Annotated in this window: 14 protein-coding genes and 1 pseudogene; 10 read left to right on the forward strand and 5 right to left on the reverse strand. The window is 72.3% G+C overall.

The features are described from left to right. Positions 1-110 precede the first annotated feature (110 nt). The 6 genes from D9V36_RS05235 (at position 111) to D9V36_RS05260 (ending at position 5,262) form a co-directional block, all read left to right on the forward strand. Positions 111-1,043 (forward strand): NADP-dependent oxidoreductase, encoded by a 933-nt coding sequence (locus tag D9V36_RS05235; RefSeq protein ID WP_129298197.1) that lies wholly within the window; start codon positions 111-113, stop codon positions 1,041-1,043. A 369-nt stretch (positions 1,044-1,412) separates the two neighbouring features. Beyond that, positions 1,413-1,598 carry a hypothetical protein gene (locus tag D9V36_RS05240; protein ID WP_129292731.1) on the forward strand — a complete coding sequence of 62 codons (186 nt, stop codon included), beginning with the start codon at positions 1,413-1,415 and terminating at the stop codon, positions 1,596-1,598. A gap of 16 nt (positions 1,599-1,614) precedes the next feature. Beyond that, a complete protein-coding gene (locus D9V36_RS05245; RefSeq protein ID WP_241720712.1) occupies positions 1,615-2,325 on the forward strand; it encodes a hypothetical protein in 711 nt (236 codons plus the stop codon). Then, a complete protein-coding gene (locus tag D9V36_RS05250; RefSeq protein ID WP_129292732.1) occupies positions 2,322-3,305 on the forward strand; it encodes a DUF6895 family protein in 984 nt (327 codons plus the stop codon). Before D9V36_RS05245 ends, D9V36_RS05250 begins: the two co-directional genes overlap by 4 nt. After that, positions 3,302-4,225 (forward strand): DUF6895 family protein, encoded by a 924-nt coding sequence (locus tag D9V36_RS05255; RefSeq protein ID WP_129292733.1) that lies wholly within the window; start codon positions 3,302-3,304, stop codon positions 4,223-4,225. The genes D9V36_RS05250 and D9V36_RS05255 overlap by 4 nt, the downstream gene beginning before the upstream one ends. Continuing rightward, positions 4,222-5,262 carry a serine hydrolase domain-containing protein gene (locus D9V36_RS05260; protein WP_129292734.1) on the forward strand — a complete coding sequence of 347 codons (1,041 nt, stop codon included), beginning with the start codon at positions 4,222-4,224 and terminating at the stop codon, positions 5,260-5,262. The genes D9V36_RS05255 and D9V36_RS05260 overlap by 4 nt, the downstream gene beginning before the upstream one ends. 25 nt (positions 5,263-5,287) lie before the next feature. Here D9V36_RS05260 and D9V36_RS05265 read toward each other — a convergent pair whose 3' ends face one another. From D9V36_RS05265 to D9V36_RS05280, 4 genes are all read right to left on the reverse strand, one after another. Then, complete coding sequence (locus D9V36_RS05265; RefSeq protein WP_129292735.1) at positions 5,288-7,318, reverse strand: ATP-binding protein; 2,031 nt, start codon at positions 7,316-7,318, stop codon at positions 5,288-5,290. Between the two features lie 91 nt (positions 7,319-7,409). Next, positions 7,410-9,236, reverse strand: coding sequence for an alkyl/aryl-sulfatase (locus D9V36_RS05270; RefSeq protein WP_129292736.1), 1,827 nt, complete (start codon positions 9,234-9,236; stop codon positions 7,410-7,412). Positions 9,237-9,427: 191 nt separating this feature from the next. Next, on the reverse strand, positions 9,428-9,868 hold the full coding sequence (locus tag D9V36_RS05275) for an SPW repeat protein (RefSeq protein ID WP_129292737.1): 441 nt from the start codon (positions 9,866-9,868) through the stop codon (positions 9,428-9,430). Positions 9,869-10,003: 135 nt separating this feature from the next. Further along, positions 10,004-10,576: a histidine phosphatase family protein gene (locus D9V36_RS05280; RefSeq protein WP_129292738.1), complete on the reverse strand. Its 573-nt coding sequence runs from the start codon at positions 10,574-10,576 to the stop codon at positions 10,004-10,006. Between the two features lie 310 nt (positions 10,577-10,886). Here D9V36_RS05280 and D9V36_RS05285 point away from each other — a divergent pair, with 310 nt between their 5' ends. After that, on the forward strand, positions 10,887-11,105 hold the full coding sequence (locus D9V36_RS05285; RefSeq protein ID WP_129292739.1) for a CbtB domain-containing protein: 219 nt from the start codon (positions 10,887-10,889) through the stop codon (positions 11,103-11,105). Between the two features lie 15 nt (positions 11,106-11,120). After that, the gene (locus D9V36_RS05290) at positions 11,121-11,870 is read left to right on the forward strand and encodes a CbtA family protein (protein WP_129292740.1); all 750 of its coding nucleotides are present in this window, start codon (positions 11,121-11,123) and stop codon (positions 11,868-11,870) included. Positions 11,871-12,003: 133 nt separating this feature from the next. Here D9V36_RS05290 and ribA read toward each other — a convergent pair whose 3' ends face one another. Then, positions 12,004-12,687 carry a GTP cyclohydrolase II gene (gene ribA, locus D9V36_RS05295; RefSeq protein ID WP_431357644.1) on the reverse strand — a complete coding sequence of 228 codons (684 nt, stop codon included), beginning with the start codon at positions 12,685-12,687 and terminating at the stop codon, positions 12,004-12,006. Positions 12,688-12,799: 112 nt separating this feature from the next. On the opposite strand from ribA, the gene D9V36_RS05300 reads away from it, so the two are divergent. Next, complete coding sequence (locus D9V36_RS05300; protein WP_129292741.1) at positions 12,800-13,555, forward strand: creatininase family protein; 756 nt, start codon at positions 12,800-12,802, stop codon at positions 13,553-13,555. Then, positions 13,548-14,186: pseudogene (locus D9V36_RS05305) on the forward strand (RibD family protein); the annotation flags it as partial. The gene D9V36_RS05300 and the pseudogene D9V36_RS05305, both read left to right, overlap by 8 nt. Between the last annotated feature and the right edge of the window lie 4 nt (positions 14,187-14,190).

Genomic DNA, 14,190 nt, shown 5'->3' on the forward strand with positions numbered 1-14,190 from the left:
GTGGCGGGATCCCATCGGAGCATGACTTTCCTGCCATTGTCCTGGATCTCGGGCGTCGCCACCCTTGGCATATGACCAATTCGACGGCACACCCCGCCGCACCTGCCATGATGCGCGCCATCAGCCAGGACACCCTCGGCGGCCCCGAGGTCCTCAAAGACGTCGAGCTCGCACGCCCCGAACCCGGCCTGAGCGAAGTCCTCGTCGCCGTCCACGCGGCCGGCCTCAACCCGACGGACTGGAAGCACCGCGCGGGCGGGCCGTTCCTCGGCGAACCTCCGTTCGTCCTCGGCTGGGACGTGTCCGGAGTCGTCGAGGCCGTCGGCTTCGGCGTCACCCTCTTCCAGCCCGGCGACGAGGTCTTCGGGATGCTGCCCTACCCGCATGGCGTCGGCTCGCACGCCCAGTACGTCACCGGGCCGGCGCGGGCCTTCGTCCACAAACCGGTCTCCCTCGACCACGTCCAGGCCGGCGCCCTCCCCCTCGCCGCACTCACCGCTCACCAGGCCCTGGTCGACACCGCCGATGTCCAGCCCGGGCAACGCGTCTTGATCCACGCTGCCGCCGGCGGGGTCGGCCACCTCGCCGTACAGATCGCGAAGGCACGCGGCGCCTATGTCATCGGCACGGCCAGGGCCGCCAAGCACGCCCTCCTGCGGGAACTGGGCGCCGACGAGCTCATCGACTACCGCACCACCGACTTCAGGGAACGCGTCGGCACGGTCGATGTGGTCCTGGACAGCCTCGCCGGCGAAACCCGCATGCGCTCCCTGGACGTCCTGCGCAAGGGCGGCACCCTTGTGACGATCCTGCACGGCGCGACGCGGGACGAGACCAGGAGCGCCGCGGAGCGGGGCGTCCGACTGGCGGCGATGCTCGTCGAGGCCGACCATGCGGGCATGCAGGCGATCGCCGACCTCGCGGCAGCAGGCAGGCTGCGCCCCCATATCGATGCGACGTTCCCTCTCGCGCAGGCCGCCGAGGCGCATGCCCTGGGCAGGCTCGGCCGGACGACCGGGAAGATCGTCCTCGTGGTGAAGTGACGGGCCGCAGCCGCGCACCCGCTCAACGCCGGGAAGGCCGCACGAGCGCGCCTCCTCACCACAGCGCGTACCCGACGGCACCCGGCAACGCCGCGCCGTGCGTCCGCTCCGCGCCGTGCCTCCGAACAGAGCAGTCCGCTCCCCCATCGGTGCGGCCCCCTCGCCCTTGGAGCCCTGTCCCCGTACACCTGACTGCCGCGCCGGAGGGAGCGCCACCCGCCCGGCATGACACGGCAGTTGAAGGCGCAGGCGCCCGGTGGGGAGGCGTTCGCCGCCACTCGAAAGGCGGCAGTTTGCCGGATCTTTCCCCTTGCGACGCAAATATGCCGATGTGAATCTGGGATCCCATTCGTCGAAGGAGTTGATCGCATGGTTACGGATCGCCCAGCGCCGGTCGAGACGGCCGCCCTGGCCGCCGAGGTCGAGGGACTGCTCGAACCCGCCGAGGCCGACGGTGTCTTCCGCGATACCCGCGAGTGCGGAGGTGCGCTGCTGCTGGCCGCGCTGCTCCTGATCTCGCCGCCCACCCCCCGGCCCAAGACCGACGTGCGCTGAGGCTGAGGGGAAAGCGTTGGCTGAACAGACGCCGGGAGCAGCCCCGCTGAGCGCTGTGATCGCCGAGGCCGCAACCGGGGTCGCCCTCGCCCTGCGGGGCGAGGGCGGCCCTTATGCGCTGTCGGCCGTTCTGCGGCAGAGCGATGCGCTGGCTCCGGCCGCCCTGAGGGTGCTCGGCGCCGATGCGCTCGCGCCGTACGCAATGGACCATCCCGCGCATCCCACGGCGCCCGTCGGCGGGGACGATGCCGAGGTCGTGCGGCAGGCGCTCTCGGCCTACCCACCGGGAACGGATGCCTCGGAGGTGTCGGTGTGGACCTACCGGGGCCTGGTCGAGGCCTCGCACGCGTTCCTGTCCGCAGGCGCACAGCACTGGCCGCCGCCGCCCGAGGCCGCGGCCGGATGGGTCGAAGCCGACCCTTGGCCGAAACTTGCGCATCGCGTGTCCCAGCTCGCCGCGCTCGCACTGCCCGGGCTGGCGCCCGGTCTCGCCGAGCAGTTGGCGGCACGCACCGACGATCTGGCCCGTGGTTTCGTCCGGGCGGTCCGCCGCCGGGACTGGCTGCAGGCGGCCGGTCTGGGCCGCTGGCTGTCCCGGCTGCCCGACGTACCGCAGACCCTGGGGCTCGACAGCGGGCTGGCGTTCGTCCGCCACATGGGCGGCGCCGACCCCCGGGTGACGCTGCACATCGTGGCCGCCCAGCGTTTCTACGGGCGGGGTTGGTGACCGGCCGCCGGGGCGACCCCGGGCTGCTGGACCGGATGGTCCACGGCAGCCTGGGGTGGCTGGACGCGGCACGCGACCACTTCCGCCTGCCCCCGGACGTCACCACGGACGCCGACCCCAATCTGACCCTCAAACCGCTGGGTGAGCTGGCCGAACTGACCCAGATGATCGGGGTGTTGCACCCGTGTGAGGAGATCCGGCAGGCAGCCCGCGGACTGTTCGCGTTCGCCTGGAACGAGACCCGCGACGGCGAGCTGTTCGCCGAGCTGATCCGTGGTGAGCCGTTCGCCACCTATCCGGTCGAGCTGTACGGCGTGTTCGCCCAGGCCGGGCTGCGGCACGCCGAGGCAGACAAGCTGGTGGACCTCACGACACGGCTGCGTGGCTGGCGGGTGGCCCGCGAGGATCACACCCGGACCCTCGGTGTACTCAACGCGGAGCGGCGGATCGGGCTGCGCCAGCACGCCGACTTCGGGGCCGTGCTGGCCCTGACCGGCCTCGGCGGGTTGCCGGAGCCGTGGGCGCTGGACCGCAAGGCGGCGTACGGCGTGACCCATGACGTCTTCCACCTCACCGACTGGGGGCGCAACCGGCGGCGGCTCTCCCCCGAGCTCGCCGGCTATCTGCGGCTGTGGCTGCCCTCCTGGCTGGAGAACTGGCTGGAGGAGCAGCTGTGGGACCTGGCCGGCGAGTTGCTGGCCGTGGCGGCCTGCCTGCCGCAGGCCCCGTACCCCGCCGAGGCCTGGCAGCGGCTGGCCGGCGCCCGGGCCGCCGACGGCAGCGTGCCCGAGATCGGCGCCGCGCCGCCCGCCGGCGACCGGGCCGCGGCGTTCACGGCCTGCTACCACTCCACCCTGGTGACCGCGTTCGCCGCCACCCTCGCCCGTATCGCCTCCGACGAGGCCGAGGCCGGGCCGCCGGCCGGGGATACGGCGATGGCGGACGGGCGGACCTCCTGCGAAAGCGAGACTGCCCCGTGACCGTGACGGCCGCATCCCCCGCCCTGCTGCACGGTGTCGGCGACCGGGCCCTGACCTGGCTCGACGATCACCGGGAGCACTTCCGGCTGACCCCCGACGACTTCGCCACCAACGGCGCGGTCGTCGGACGGCTCAAGCCCATCGGGGAGCTGGCGCTCAATATGCAGGTGCTGTTCCGGGAGGGCGTGGCCGGCTCCCGGCAGAAGGAACGCGCCGGGAAGCTGCTGGACTTCGCGTGGCGGGAGCTGCTGGACGGCGGCAATGTGCCGGCCCGGCTGCAGCACGACGAGCCGCTCTCCCCGGTGCCGCTGGAGGTCTATGCGACGTTCCACGAACTCGGACACCGCCATCCGGGGCTGGAGGCCGCGCTGGCGGTCTGCCGGCGCACCACCAGCTGGACGGCGCTGGAGATGATGCCCAACCGGCGGCTCGGCGTGCTCAACGCGGAGCGCAAGCTCGGCCTGCCGCCCAGCAGCAACTTCGGCGAGGCCGTGGACCGCACCTGGCTGGGGCGGCTGCCCGAGCCGTGGACGGTCCAGCTGCACATCGCCTACGACCTCACCCACACCGTCTTCCACCTCACCAACTGGGGCGAGGCACCCGAGCGCATCCCGCCGGCCATCGCCGACTACCTCGCGCGGTATCTGCCCGCCTGGTCGGAGGACTGGGCGGACCTCGAACACTGGGATCTGCTCGGCGAACTCCTCGTCGTCGACGCCTGCCTGCCACGGCCCACCCTGGACGCGGACCTGTGGGAGCGCTACGCGGCGGCCCAGTCGCCCACCGGTGCGATGCCCATCCAGCGCGGGATGCCGGAGGGTGACCCGGCGCGGGTCTTCGACCTGGTCCATCACCCCACCCTGGTGGCCACGTTCGCCTCCGCGATGGCCACCTCCCGGGCCCTGTCCGCCGTCGGATGACCGCCACAGGCCCCGGACCCGCGCTCGGTGACCGCCTCGCGGACGCGGTCACCGGGATCGACGCGCCGGACGTCGTGCTGGCGGTGACCCGCAACGGCCGCCGGACCGTGATGACCGGCGGCTCGGCGCTGCCCCCGCCCACCCCCCGCCATGCGCTGCGCTACGAACTGGGCTCGCTGTCCAAGACCTTCACCGTGCTGCTGCTCGCCGAACTGGCCCGGGCCGGGGTGCTGTCCCTGGACGACCGTCTGGTGGACCGGCTGCCGCGGCTGCCGCTGCCGCACCCGCACTCGCGCCGGATCACCCTGCGGCACCTGGCCACCCACACCTCCGGGCTGCCACGGATCCCCCCGGACCTGATCGCCGGTGCGCTGGTGCACCCGTACGCCAACGGCTACGCCCGTTACGACACCGAGCGGCTGCTTCGCACCTTCGCCCGCACCCGGCCGCGGCACCGTCCCGGCACCCGCTGGCGCTACTCCAACTTCGGTCTGGCGCTGCTCGGACCGGCCATGTCCGGTGCCGCGGGGGCCGGTTACCCCGCCCTGCTCACCGACCGGGTGCTGCGCCCCCTCGGGCTGACGGACACCACGCTGGGCCCCGGCACCACCGGCACCGACGCCATCGGCCACCGTACGAACGGGGTGACGCCGGTGGGCAGCGCCGACATGGGCGCCTTCGTCGCCGCGGGGTCGGTCCACGCCACCCCCGGCGACCTGCTCACCTACCTCGAAGCGCACCTCTCCCCCGACGGCACGCCGCTGGCCGGACCGCTGCGGGACGTCCAGCTGCCGCTGCTGCGCCGCGGCCGGCGCAAGCGCCACACCCACACCTTGACGTGGTATCAACACTTCGCTCCGCAGGGCCCGTTGCTCTTCCACGTCGGGGCGACCTTCGGCCAGCAGGCGTTCCTGGGCTATCACCCGGCGACACAGACCGGGCTGGTCGCCCTGGCCACCCGCCGCGGCCGCACCTGCCGGATGGTCGGCACCGCCTACGAGCTGCTGTACGCACTGGCCGGCGACTCCTCCGTCTGAAACCGGCGGCGCGGACCGCGGCCGGTCACAGTTCGCCCGCCAGGATCCGGGCGAGCGCGGCCTGGGGCCGCTCCTCGCTGGCCCGGTGGAAGAGGTCCGCGTACGCCCGGTCGCCGATCGCGGCGCGGGCCCGCCGCTCGCACTCCTCGCGTACCGCGCGCAGCTCGGGGGTGCCGCGCTGCGGATGCCCGACGGTACGCCAGAGGGCCTGACCGCTGCCGTAGAGGCGGGCGGCGGCCGCGCCGTGGCCCTGGGCCGCCACCGCGGCCGCGAGCAGGTCCAGGCCGAGCGCGATACCGAAGGTGTCGCCGATGCCCGCCTTGGCCGCGAGCATCGACCGGGCGTGGTCCGCCGACTCCTTGGGCCGGCCCTGGAACAGCGAGATCAGCGAGAGCTGGTAGTCGATATAGGAGCGGGTCCAGTATTCGCCGCGCTGCACACAGCCGCTGCGCAGTGCGTCCGCCGCGGCGCGGGCCTCGGTGAGCCGGCCCAGGCCGGTCAGCGCGAAGAGCTGTACGAGGTGGCAGCGCAGCCTTCCGGGAGAGTCGAAGGGGGTGCCGCGCGCGGGGCCGAGCGCCTGTTCCGCGACGGTGTGCGCGGACCTCGGGCGGCCCGCCATCAGATGGGTGAGGCCTGCGAGATAGCCCGCCTGCAGCTGCGCCTCCGCGTCGTCTCCCGCCCGCGCCGCGTGTGTGCACTCAAGGCCCAGGTCGCCGGCGAGCGTCAGATCGCCCTGCAGCAGTACGGCCACGCCGAGCGCCCACAGCGCCCGGGTGCGTGCCGGGCCCGGCCGCTGGTGGGCGGCCAGGGCGCGGGCCACATAGTCCCGGGCCTCGTGGAGATGGCCGCAGCAGCTCCAGAACAGGCCGATCGACGCGCTGAGGTCCTGGGCCCGTTCCGGGTCGGTGGCCAGGAGGTGGTCCAGTGCGGTGCACAGGTCGACGTGGGCCTCGGCGACCCTGCCGTACCAGCCGACCTGTTCGGGGCCCAGCCAGCCGCGTTCGGCGCGGCGGCCGAAGGAGGCGAAGTGCGCGGCGTGCCGGTCCGCCAGCGCCGTCGTCTCGTCCAGTTCGGCCAGCCACATCCGGCCGTACTCGCGCAGCGTGTCGAGCATGCGGTAGCGCGTGCCCTCGCGGATCAGCACCGACTTGGCGGCCAGTGCCTCCAGCGTGGTGCGCACCTGTGCGGCGGTGAGCGGTCCGCCGGCGCACACGGCGCTCGCGGACTCCTCGTCGAAGGTGCCGCGGAAGACGGACAGCCGGGCCCACAGCAGCCGTTCCAGCGGTGCGCACAGTTCATGGCTCCAGCCGATGGCGCAGCGCAGCGTCCGGTGCCGGGGCAGCCGCACCGGTCCGTCGCCGTCGAGGGTGTCGAAGCGGGAGGTCAGCCGCTCGGCGATCTGCTCGACGGAGCTGTTCGCCAGCTGGGCGCCGGCCAGCTCCAGGGCGAGCGGGATGCCTTCGAGGCGGCGGCAGATGACGGCGGCGGCCGTCGCGTGCGACGGTGCGGTCAGCCGCAGCCCGGGGGCCGCGGCCGTGGCGCGTGCGGTGAACAGGGCCAGTGCGTCGTTGTCGCCCGTGCAGGGCAGCGGGCCGATCTCGGTGGTCCATTCTCCGACGAGGCCCAGCGGCTGCCGGCTGGTGACCAGCACCCTCACCCCGGGGGCGGCGGTCAGCAGGTCCGCGAGCAGGTCGCGGCAGGCGTCGACGAGGTGTTCGCAGGAGTCCAGCACCAGCAGCAGCCGTTTGCCGGCGAGCCCTTCGCACAGCACCGCCACCGGCGTCCGCGCCGTGTGGTCGGCCAGCCCGACGGCATCGCAGACACCGGCCACCAGCCGCCCCGCGCCGTGCAGGGGCCACAGGTCCGCCCAGCAGACACCGTCGGGAAACCGCGCCGCCGCCGCGCGCGCGGCCCGCATCGCGATCCGGGTCTTGCCCACACCGCCGGGGCCGGTCAGGGTGATCAGCCGGTGCTCCGTCAACTCGTCTTCGATCCGGCGCAGTTCGGCTCGCCGGCCGATGAAGCTGGTCGGCTCGTCGGGAATGTCGCTCGCCACCGGGCCAGTCTGCCCCAGTCGCGGCGCCGGCCGGAGTCCGGTGCGGCGGGCCGGGGCACGAGGTTGACGGCCGCCGGGCGGGCGGTCCTCGTCAGGGCGTGACGACGGGGAAGGTGGGGTCCGGCGTACGGACCAGGCTCAGCAGCCGGTCCAGCACCCCGGTCTCGCCGTGGTGTACGGCGTCGCCCAGGCCGTGACCGGCGAGCAGGTCGAGCAGCTGGGGCTTGGTGAGGGTGAGCGTGAGGTCCGGGGTGCGTCCGCCGGACGGTGTGGGGGCGCCGGGTGAGCTGAGGTGGGTGAGGGCTCCGTGGGAGAGCGTCAGCTGCCAGGTCCGGTCCTCTTCGGGGAGGTAGAGGTCGAGGGTGAGCGCGGTGGACCAGGCCCGGGGGCCGTCGATGCGGACGGCGAGCGTGTCGAGGAGCTGGTCGACGGTCAGGGCCAGGGCGATCTCGGGGTCGGCGGTGTCCGGGCGGGCGTCGGCCAGGGTGCCGCGCAGTTCCATGGCGCCGGTGAGGTAGAAGTTCCGCCAGGTGCCGTTCTCGCAGCCGTGGCCCAGCCGTTCGTACACCAGGGCCAGTTCGCGCCGGGCGCGGAGGTTGTGGGGGGCCGCGAAGACCGCGTGGTTGAGCAGCGTGGCCGCGAACCGCAGATCGCCGTCGGCGGCGTAGCGTTTGCCCGCGTCCACCGTGGCCTCGACGCCGCCCATGGTCTCGACATAGCGCCTGGACTGCTCGGCCGGCGGGTGTTCCCACAGGTGGGCCGGGTTGCCGTCGAACCAGCCCAGGTAGCGCTGGTAGATCGCCTTGACGTTGTGATGGAGCGCGCCGTAGTAGCCGTGCAGGGACCAGTCCTCCTCCAGGGCCGGCGGCAGCCGCAGCTCCTCGGCGATCTCGGTGCCGGTGAGCCCTTCGTTGAGCAGCCGCACCGTCTGGTCGTGCAGATAGGCGTACAGGTCACGCTGGTGGGCCAGCAGGGTCTTGACGCGGTCCTTGCCCCAGGTGGGCCAGTGGTGGGAGGCGAAGGCGACCTCCGTCTCGTCGCCGAAGAGGGCCAGTGCCTCGCCCAGGCAGCGGGACCAGGACCGGGCGTCACGGACGGCGCCACCGCGCAGCGGCAGGACGGTGTGCAGGGTGTGGGTGGCGTTCTCCGCCAGGCACAGTGCCTCGTGCGCCGGAAGGCAGAAGTTCATCTCGGCGGGTGCCTCGGTGCCCGGGGTGAGCTGGAAGACGATGCGTACGCCGTCGACGATCTCCTCCTGGCCGGTGCGGGTGATGTCCACGGTCGGCGGGATGAGCGTCATGGTGCCGGTGGAGCGGGTGGTGCCCAGGCCGCAGCCGATCTGGCCGTCGGGGCCCTTGGGGAGCCGTGTTCCGTACATGTAGACGGAGCGGCGGGCCATGGCGGTCCCCGCGTAGGCGTCCTCGCGGACCGCGTGCCGGAGGAAGCCGGCCGGTGCGAGGACCGGGACGGGGTGGTGGTCGTGCGGCAGGACGCCCCGTCCGCCGCCGAAGTGCGCCGCGTGTGAGTGGGTGTAGAGCAGGCCGGTGACCGGCCGGTCGCCGCGGTACTTGCGGTAGAGCTCCAGTGCCGCGGCGGCGGTCTCGGCGGAGACCAGCGGATCGATGACGACGACACCGTGGTCGCCCTCGACCAGCGTCATGTTGGACAGGTCCAGGCCGCGGGCCTGGTAGATGCCCTCGGTGACCTCGTAGAGGCCCTGCCGGCTCACCAGCCGCCCCTGCCGCCACAGGCTCTCGTGCGCGGTCTCGGGGCAGTTCCCGGCCAGGAACCCGTAGGCCTCGGCGTCCCAGATCACCCTGCCGTCGTCCGCGGTGACCTGGGGCGGGTCGAGCGCGGCGATGAAGCCGCGGTCGGCGTCGGTGAAGTCCTGGTGGTCATCCACGGGTGCAGCGGTCACGGAACGCTCCCTCTCCGGGGCGGCGGGCCACATTCGGCGGACCCATGCAACCGATTTAACCGAATTTGCCCGGTTATCGCATGTGTGCAGAGATCCCTTCCCGGCGGGGTGGACAGCGGCCGGCCGCCGACCGGCCCGCCCCCGTGAGGGGCCGGCGGTCGGCGGCTGCCACCTGCCTTCGGGAGGGCGCGTCAGGTGCCGCGACGGCTCTTCGACGCTGCGGCGACACACATGGCACCCAGCAGGAACGTCAGGGCACCGATGACGACGTTGTTCCAGATGACACCGGCGTCCGGGCTGCTGCCGACGATCCAGGGCGAGATGATCATCCATATGCCGATCGCGCACATCGCGCCGCTCAGGCCGTACATCCGCTCCGGGGTCACCGTGAAGCCGACCGCCAGGAGGGCGATCGCGATACCGAGGATGAGGTTGTGCGTCACGAGCGCCGGCTGTGCGGCGGTGAAGTGGAGGATCCAGGGCGAGACGGCGCAGTACAGACCGACGAGCAACACCGGCCCGTCGACGAGTACCACGTCACGCCCGCCGAGCACCCGCTCGTACCGAGCCTGCATCTCAGAAGCATCGGGGTGACCTGCGAGATCTCCCCTGTGGTGTGAGACGTCGGCCATGCGACTCGCCTCCTTCGCTCGCGGTCTGGCCGTTCCGCGTGGCATCGGGCCTCGCACTTTTATTCTGCGCTTATGTCGCTTTTATGTGTAGATGAAGCGGCAAGAGAATTTTGCCAGGAAGCGGCCGCACCCCCGTCACCTGCGGCCCGGCGCCCGCCCCAGCCCCAGATTCCAGCGCCCGCCGCGGCCACTCAGCTCGGTCACGGTCAGCGGCGGCACATCCAGCCGCCAGAACGCCTCCGCAGGAACGCCGAGCGCGCAGACCGCCGCCGCGCGGACCACATCCGGCTCGACCACGGCCAGCACCCGGCCCGCTTCCGGTGCCATCCGCGTCAGCCAGGCCCCGACCCGGTCGCAGAGCTGCCGCAGGGACTCCCCGCCGTGCCCCGCGAAGTCCGGGTCCGACAGCCAGGCGGACACCGCGAGCGGTTCGGCGCCGGCGACCTCCGCCAGGGTGCGGCCGCGCCAGCCGCCCATCGCACAGCCCGCCAGCTCCGGCGCGGGACGGGCCGGCAGCCCGAGTTCCGCGGCCGTGCTCCGGCACCGGGCGGAGGGCGAGACAAAGGTCCGGGAGGCTGCCGGGAGCGCTCCGGCCACCTCCCGGACACGGCGCAGCCCGGCCTCGCTCAGCGGCCCGTCGTCATCGAAGCGCACCTCGCGCTGGGCGTCGCCCGCGGCCGGTGAGACCAACATCACCCGAGTTGTCATGCCCTCTTCTCTCGCTGTTCACCGGCACCCGCAACGCCGTCCCCGCGCAAGGGAGTTGCCCGACCCACGCGCCTTTCCCCGCACCACTCCGCCCCCTACGCGGCCTTGGCCCGGGGTCGGGTTCGCGGTACCTTCCCGATGATATTGACGACGACATGACGGAAGCCGGTGGGATCCCGGCGCGGTCGCGCCACTGTATGTCCGGTTTTTCCAGCCCAGCAGGGCCGGAACCGGGCGAAGCCAGACCCGGCATGTCGTTACGCACTCCCACGAACAGGGACGCGAGTTCCCCGCACAGGAGGTTTCCGCCATGGCCCAGACCATCGCACCCCCGGCCACCGGCGCCGTCACCCCGGCCCCGCTCCCCCTCAAAGCCATCGCCCCCTGGGCGCTGTTCTTCGGCGTCCTGATGCTCGTTCTGCTGTACTTCATCGGCGCGGAGCAGGGCGCCACCTCCGTGCTCTCCGGCACGGAGGTCCACGAGTGGGTCCACGACGGGCGCCACCTCCTCGGCTTCCCCTGCCACTGATCGGACGGCGCCTCCATGAACTCCGTCACCATCAGAAACCTCCTGGTGCGCGGGATGCTCGCCGGTCTGGCCGCCGGTGTCCTGGCCCTCGTCGTCGCCTATCTGCTGGGTGAACCGCAGGTGGACGCGGCCATCGCGTTCGAGGAAGCACACAGCCACGAGCACGAGATGGAGGTCGTCAGCCGCGGTCTGCAGTCCACGGCGGGCCTGGCCACCGGCGTGCTCGTCTACGGCGTGGCGCTGGGCGGTATCGCCGCCCTCGCCTTCTGCTTCGCCCTCGGGCGGATCGGCAGGTTCGGTGCCCGCGCCACGGCAGCGCTGCTCTCCGGCGCGGCGCTGCTGGCCGTCTACCTCGTACCGTTCCTGAAGTACCCGGCCAACCCGCCGTCCGTCGGTGACCCCGACACGATCGGCAAACGCACCGCCCTGTATTTCCTGATGATGCTGCTCGGCATCCTGCTGGCCGTCGCCGCCACGATCCTCGGCCGGCGGCTGGCTCCGAAGCTGGGCAACTGGTACGCCGCGGTCGCGGCCGGCGCCGCGTTCGTGGTCGCCATCGGCCTCGCCTATGCGTTCCTGCCGGCCGTCAACGAGGTGCCGCACGACTTCTCGGCCACGCTGCTCTGGCAGTTCCGGCTGTCGGCGATCGCCATTCAACTGGTGCTGTGGACCGCCTTCGGGCTGTTCTTCGGCCACCTCGCGGAGCGGGTCGTGCCGACCCGCTCCCAGGCCACCGCGGCCGAGGCGGCGCCCGCCGTCTCCTGATCCGGCCTCATCGGGAAGGGCCCGCGACGTCCGGCGTCGCGGGCTCTTTCCCGTGGTGCGGGTCTGCGGGTTCCCGTGGTGCGGGGCGTGCCGTCAGGTGGCCGCGCGCACGGGACGGACGGGTCCCGCCTCGTCAGGACAGGCCGGGGATGCCGTCCAGATGCGGCAGGTCGTGGTCCAGGCGCTCCCGTTTGGCGCGGAGGTAGCGGATGTTCTCCGCACGGGGCGTCATCAGCAGCGGGACCTGTTCGGCGACGGCGATGCCGTGCCGCAGCAGCGCCTCGCGCTTGCGCGGGTTGTTCGACAGCAGCCGCACGGACCGGACGCCGAGGTCCAGCAGCATCTCGGCCGCGACGCCGTAGTCACGGGCATCGACGGGAAGTCCGAGCGCGATGTTCGCCTCGACCGTGTCCAGCCCGCCCTCCTGCAGCTTCATCGCCCGCAGCTTGGCCAGCAGGCCGATCCCCCGGCCCTCATGGCCCTGGAGATAGACCAGAATGCCGCGCCCTTCCGCCACGATCGCCCGCATCGCGGCGTCCAATTGGTCGCCGCATTCACAGTGGCTGGAGGAGAAGACATCACCGGTGAGGCATTCCGAATGCACCCGGGTCAGCACCGGATCTCCCCCGGCATCACCGTGGACCAGAGCTACTTGCTCGATCCCGCTACGGCGGTCCAGATAGCCGACGGCGAGGAATTCACCATATGTGGTGGGCAGCCTGGCCGTCACCACCTGTTCCACATCGGGTTTGCGGCCGAGGGCATCATCGATTGCGACACGGAGGTCGGGGCGGGCATCGTCGTCGGCGTGCATCATGGCGCGATCGTACCCGCGGCGGGAATGGATCGCCGGTAGTCACTCAGAACACAACAAGTATGCTGCGAGAACCATGACTCGGTGAGTCAGCGACGAAAGGCCGCAGCACACGATGACCCCTTCGGGACACCCGACTCCGGCGCCCGGCCTGTTGCCGGCGGACACCACACAGGACGTACGGACACGGCGGCCGACGATGGCCGTACTGCCCATCGGCAGCTTCGAACAGCACGGCGAACACCTGCCGTTGACCACCGATACCGTCATCGCCTGCACCATCGCCAGGGAGGTGGCCGCCGGCCGTCCCGTGCAGCTGCTGCCGCCGCTGACCGTGTCCTGTTCCCACGAACACGCCGCCTGGCCGGGGACGGTGAGCATTTCGGCGCGCACCCTGCATGCGGTGGTCACGGACATCGCTGATTCGCTCCGCACGTCCGGTATCGGCACGTTGATTCTGGTGAACGGGCACGGTGGGAATTACGTGCTGCGCAATGTCGTTCAGGAATCCGCGGGGAGCGGCATGCGGATGGCGCTCTTCCCGGGATCGGCCGACTGGGACGCCGCTCGCACCCGGGCCGGGGTGCAGACGTCCGGGCACACCGATATGCATGCCGGGGAGGCCGAGACGTCCATTCTGCTGTATGCCCATCCCGAATTGGTCAAGGAAGGCTACGAATCGGCGGATTGCGTCGCCGATGACCGGAAGCACCTGCTCACGCTCGGCATGTCGGCGTATACCGAATCCGGGGTGATCGGGCGTCCGTCGCTGGCCTCCGCCCGCAAGGGGCGGGAATTGCTGGCCGGCCTGGTCGAGGCATTCGACGAATATGCCGCGCTGTTCGGCGCAGGAACGGAAGGCCATGGCTGAGGTGCTCGACGCGGCGGCCGCCTGGGAGCGGCTGCGGGCGATCCGTACCGCAAATGCGGCGCGGGCCGCCGGATGGGTGACGGACGGGGACGGCGGGCCGCGCTGGGACCGGCCCGCCACGCCCGAAGCGGTGGAACTCGCCACGCGCTATCTGCCGCTGTGCCTGGCCGGGCCCCACGTCGCGTTCGCCCAGCTCGGGCAGAGCCTGGACGGCTTCATCGCGACCCGTACCGGCGACGCGGACTATGTCACCGGACCGGAGGACCGCTGTCATCTGCACCGGCTGCGCGCGCTGGCCGATGCGGTGGTGGTCGGGGCCGGCACCGCGGTGGCGGACGATCCGCGGCTGACCGTACGCGCCTGCACCGGGGACAATCCGGTGCGGGTGGTGCTCGATCCGCGGGGGCGGGTGCCGCTGCACAGCGGGGTGTTCACCGACGGCGCCGCGCCGACGCTGTGGGTGGTGGGCCCCGAGGTCACCGCCGTGCCCCGCGGCACCGGCGTAGAGGTGCTGGTCCTGCCGGACGCGGACGCGTTCGCCCCGCGGCGCGTGCTGTCGGCGCTGGCGCGGCGTGGTCTGGGCCGGGTGCTGATCGAGGGGGGCGGTGTCACCGTGTCGCGTTTCCTGCAGGAGC

This window comes from Streptomyces lydicus, from assembly GCF_004125265.1.
Classification (GTDB): Bacteria; Actinomycetota; Actinomycetes; order Streptomycetales; family Streptomycetaceae; genus Streptomyces; species Streptomyces lydicus_C.

Excerpts from the sequence above, each read along its gene's own strand:
- D9V36_RS05235 (WP_129298197.1), top strand. The coding sequence starts at position 111 with ATGCGCGCCATCAGCCAGGACACCCTCGGCGGCCCCGAGGTCCTCAAA.
- D9V36_RS05240 (WP_129292731.1), top strand. The coding sequence starts at position 1,413 with ATGGTTACGGATCGCCCAGCGCCGGTCGAGACGGCCGCCCTGGCCGCC.
- D9V36_RS05260 (WP_129292734.1), top strand. The coding sequence starts at position 4,222 with ATGACCGCCACAGGCCCCGGACCCGCGCTCGGTGACCGCCTCGCGGAC.
- D9V36_RS05275 (WP_129292737.1), bottom strand. The coding sequence starts at position 9,868 with ATGGCCGACGTCTCACACCACAGGGGAGATCTCGCAGGTCACCCCGAT.
- D9V36_RS05280 (WP_129292738.1), bottom strand. The coding sequence starts at position 10,576 with ATGACAACTCGGGTGATGTTGGTCTCACCGGCCGCGGGCGACGCCCAG.
- D9V36_RS05285 (WP_129292739.1), top strand. The coding sequence starts at position 10,887 with ATGGCCCAGACCATCGCACCCCCGGCCACCGGCGCCGTCACCCCGGCC.
- D9V36_RS05290 (WP_129292740.1), top strand. The coding sequence starts at position 11,121 with ATGAACTCCGTCACCATCAGAAACCTCCTGGTGCGCGGGATGCTCGCC.
- ribA (WP_431357644.1), bottom strand. The coding sequence starts at position 12,687 with ATGATGCACGCCGACGACGATGCCCGCCCCGACCTCCGTGTCGCAATC.
- D9V36_RS05300 (WP_129292741.1), top strand. The coding sequence starts at position 12,800 with ATGACCCCTTCGGGACACCCGACTCCGGCGCCCGGCCTGTTGCCGGCG.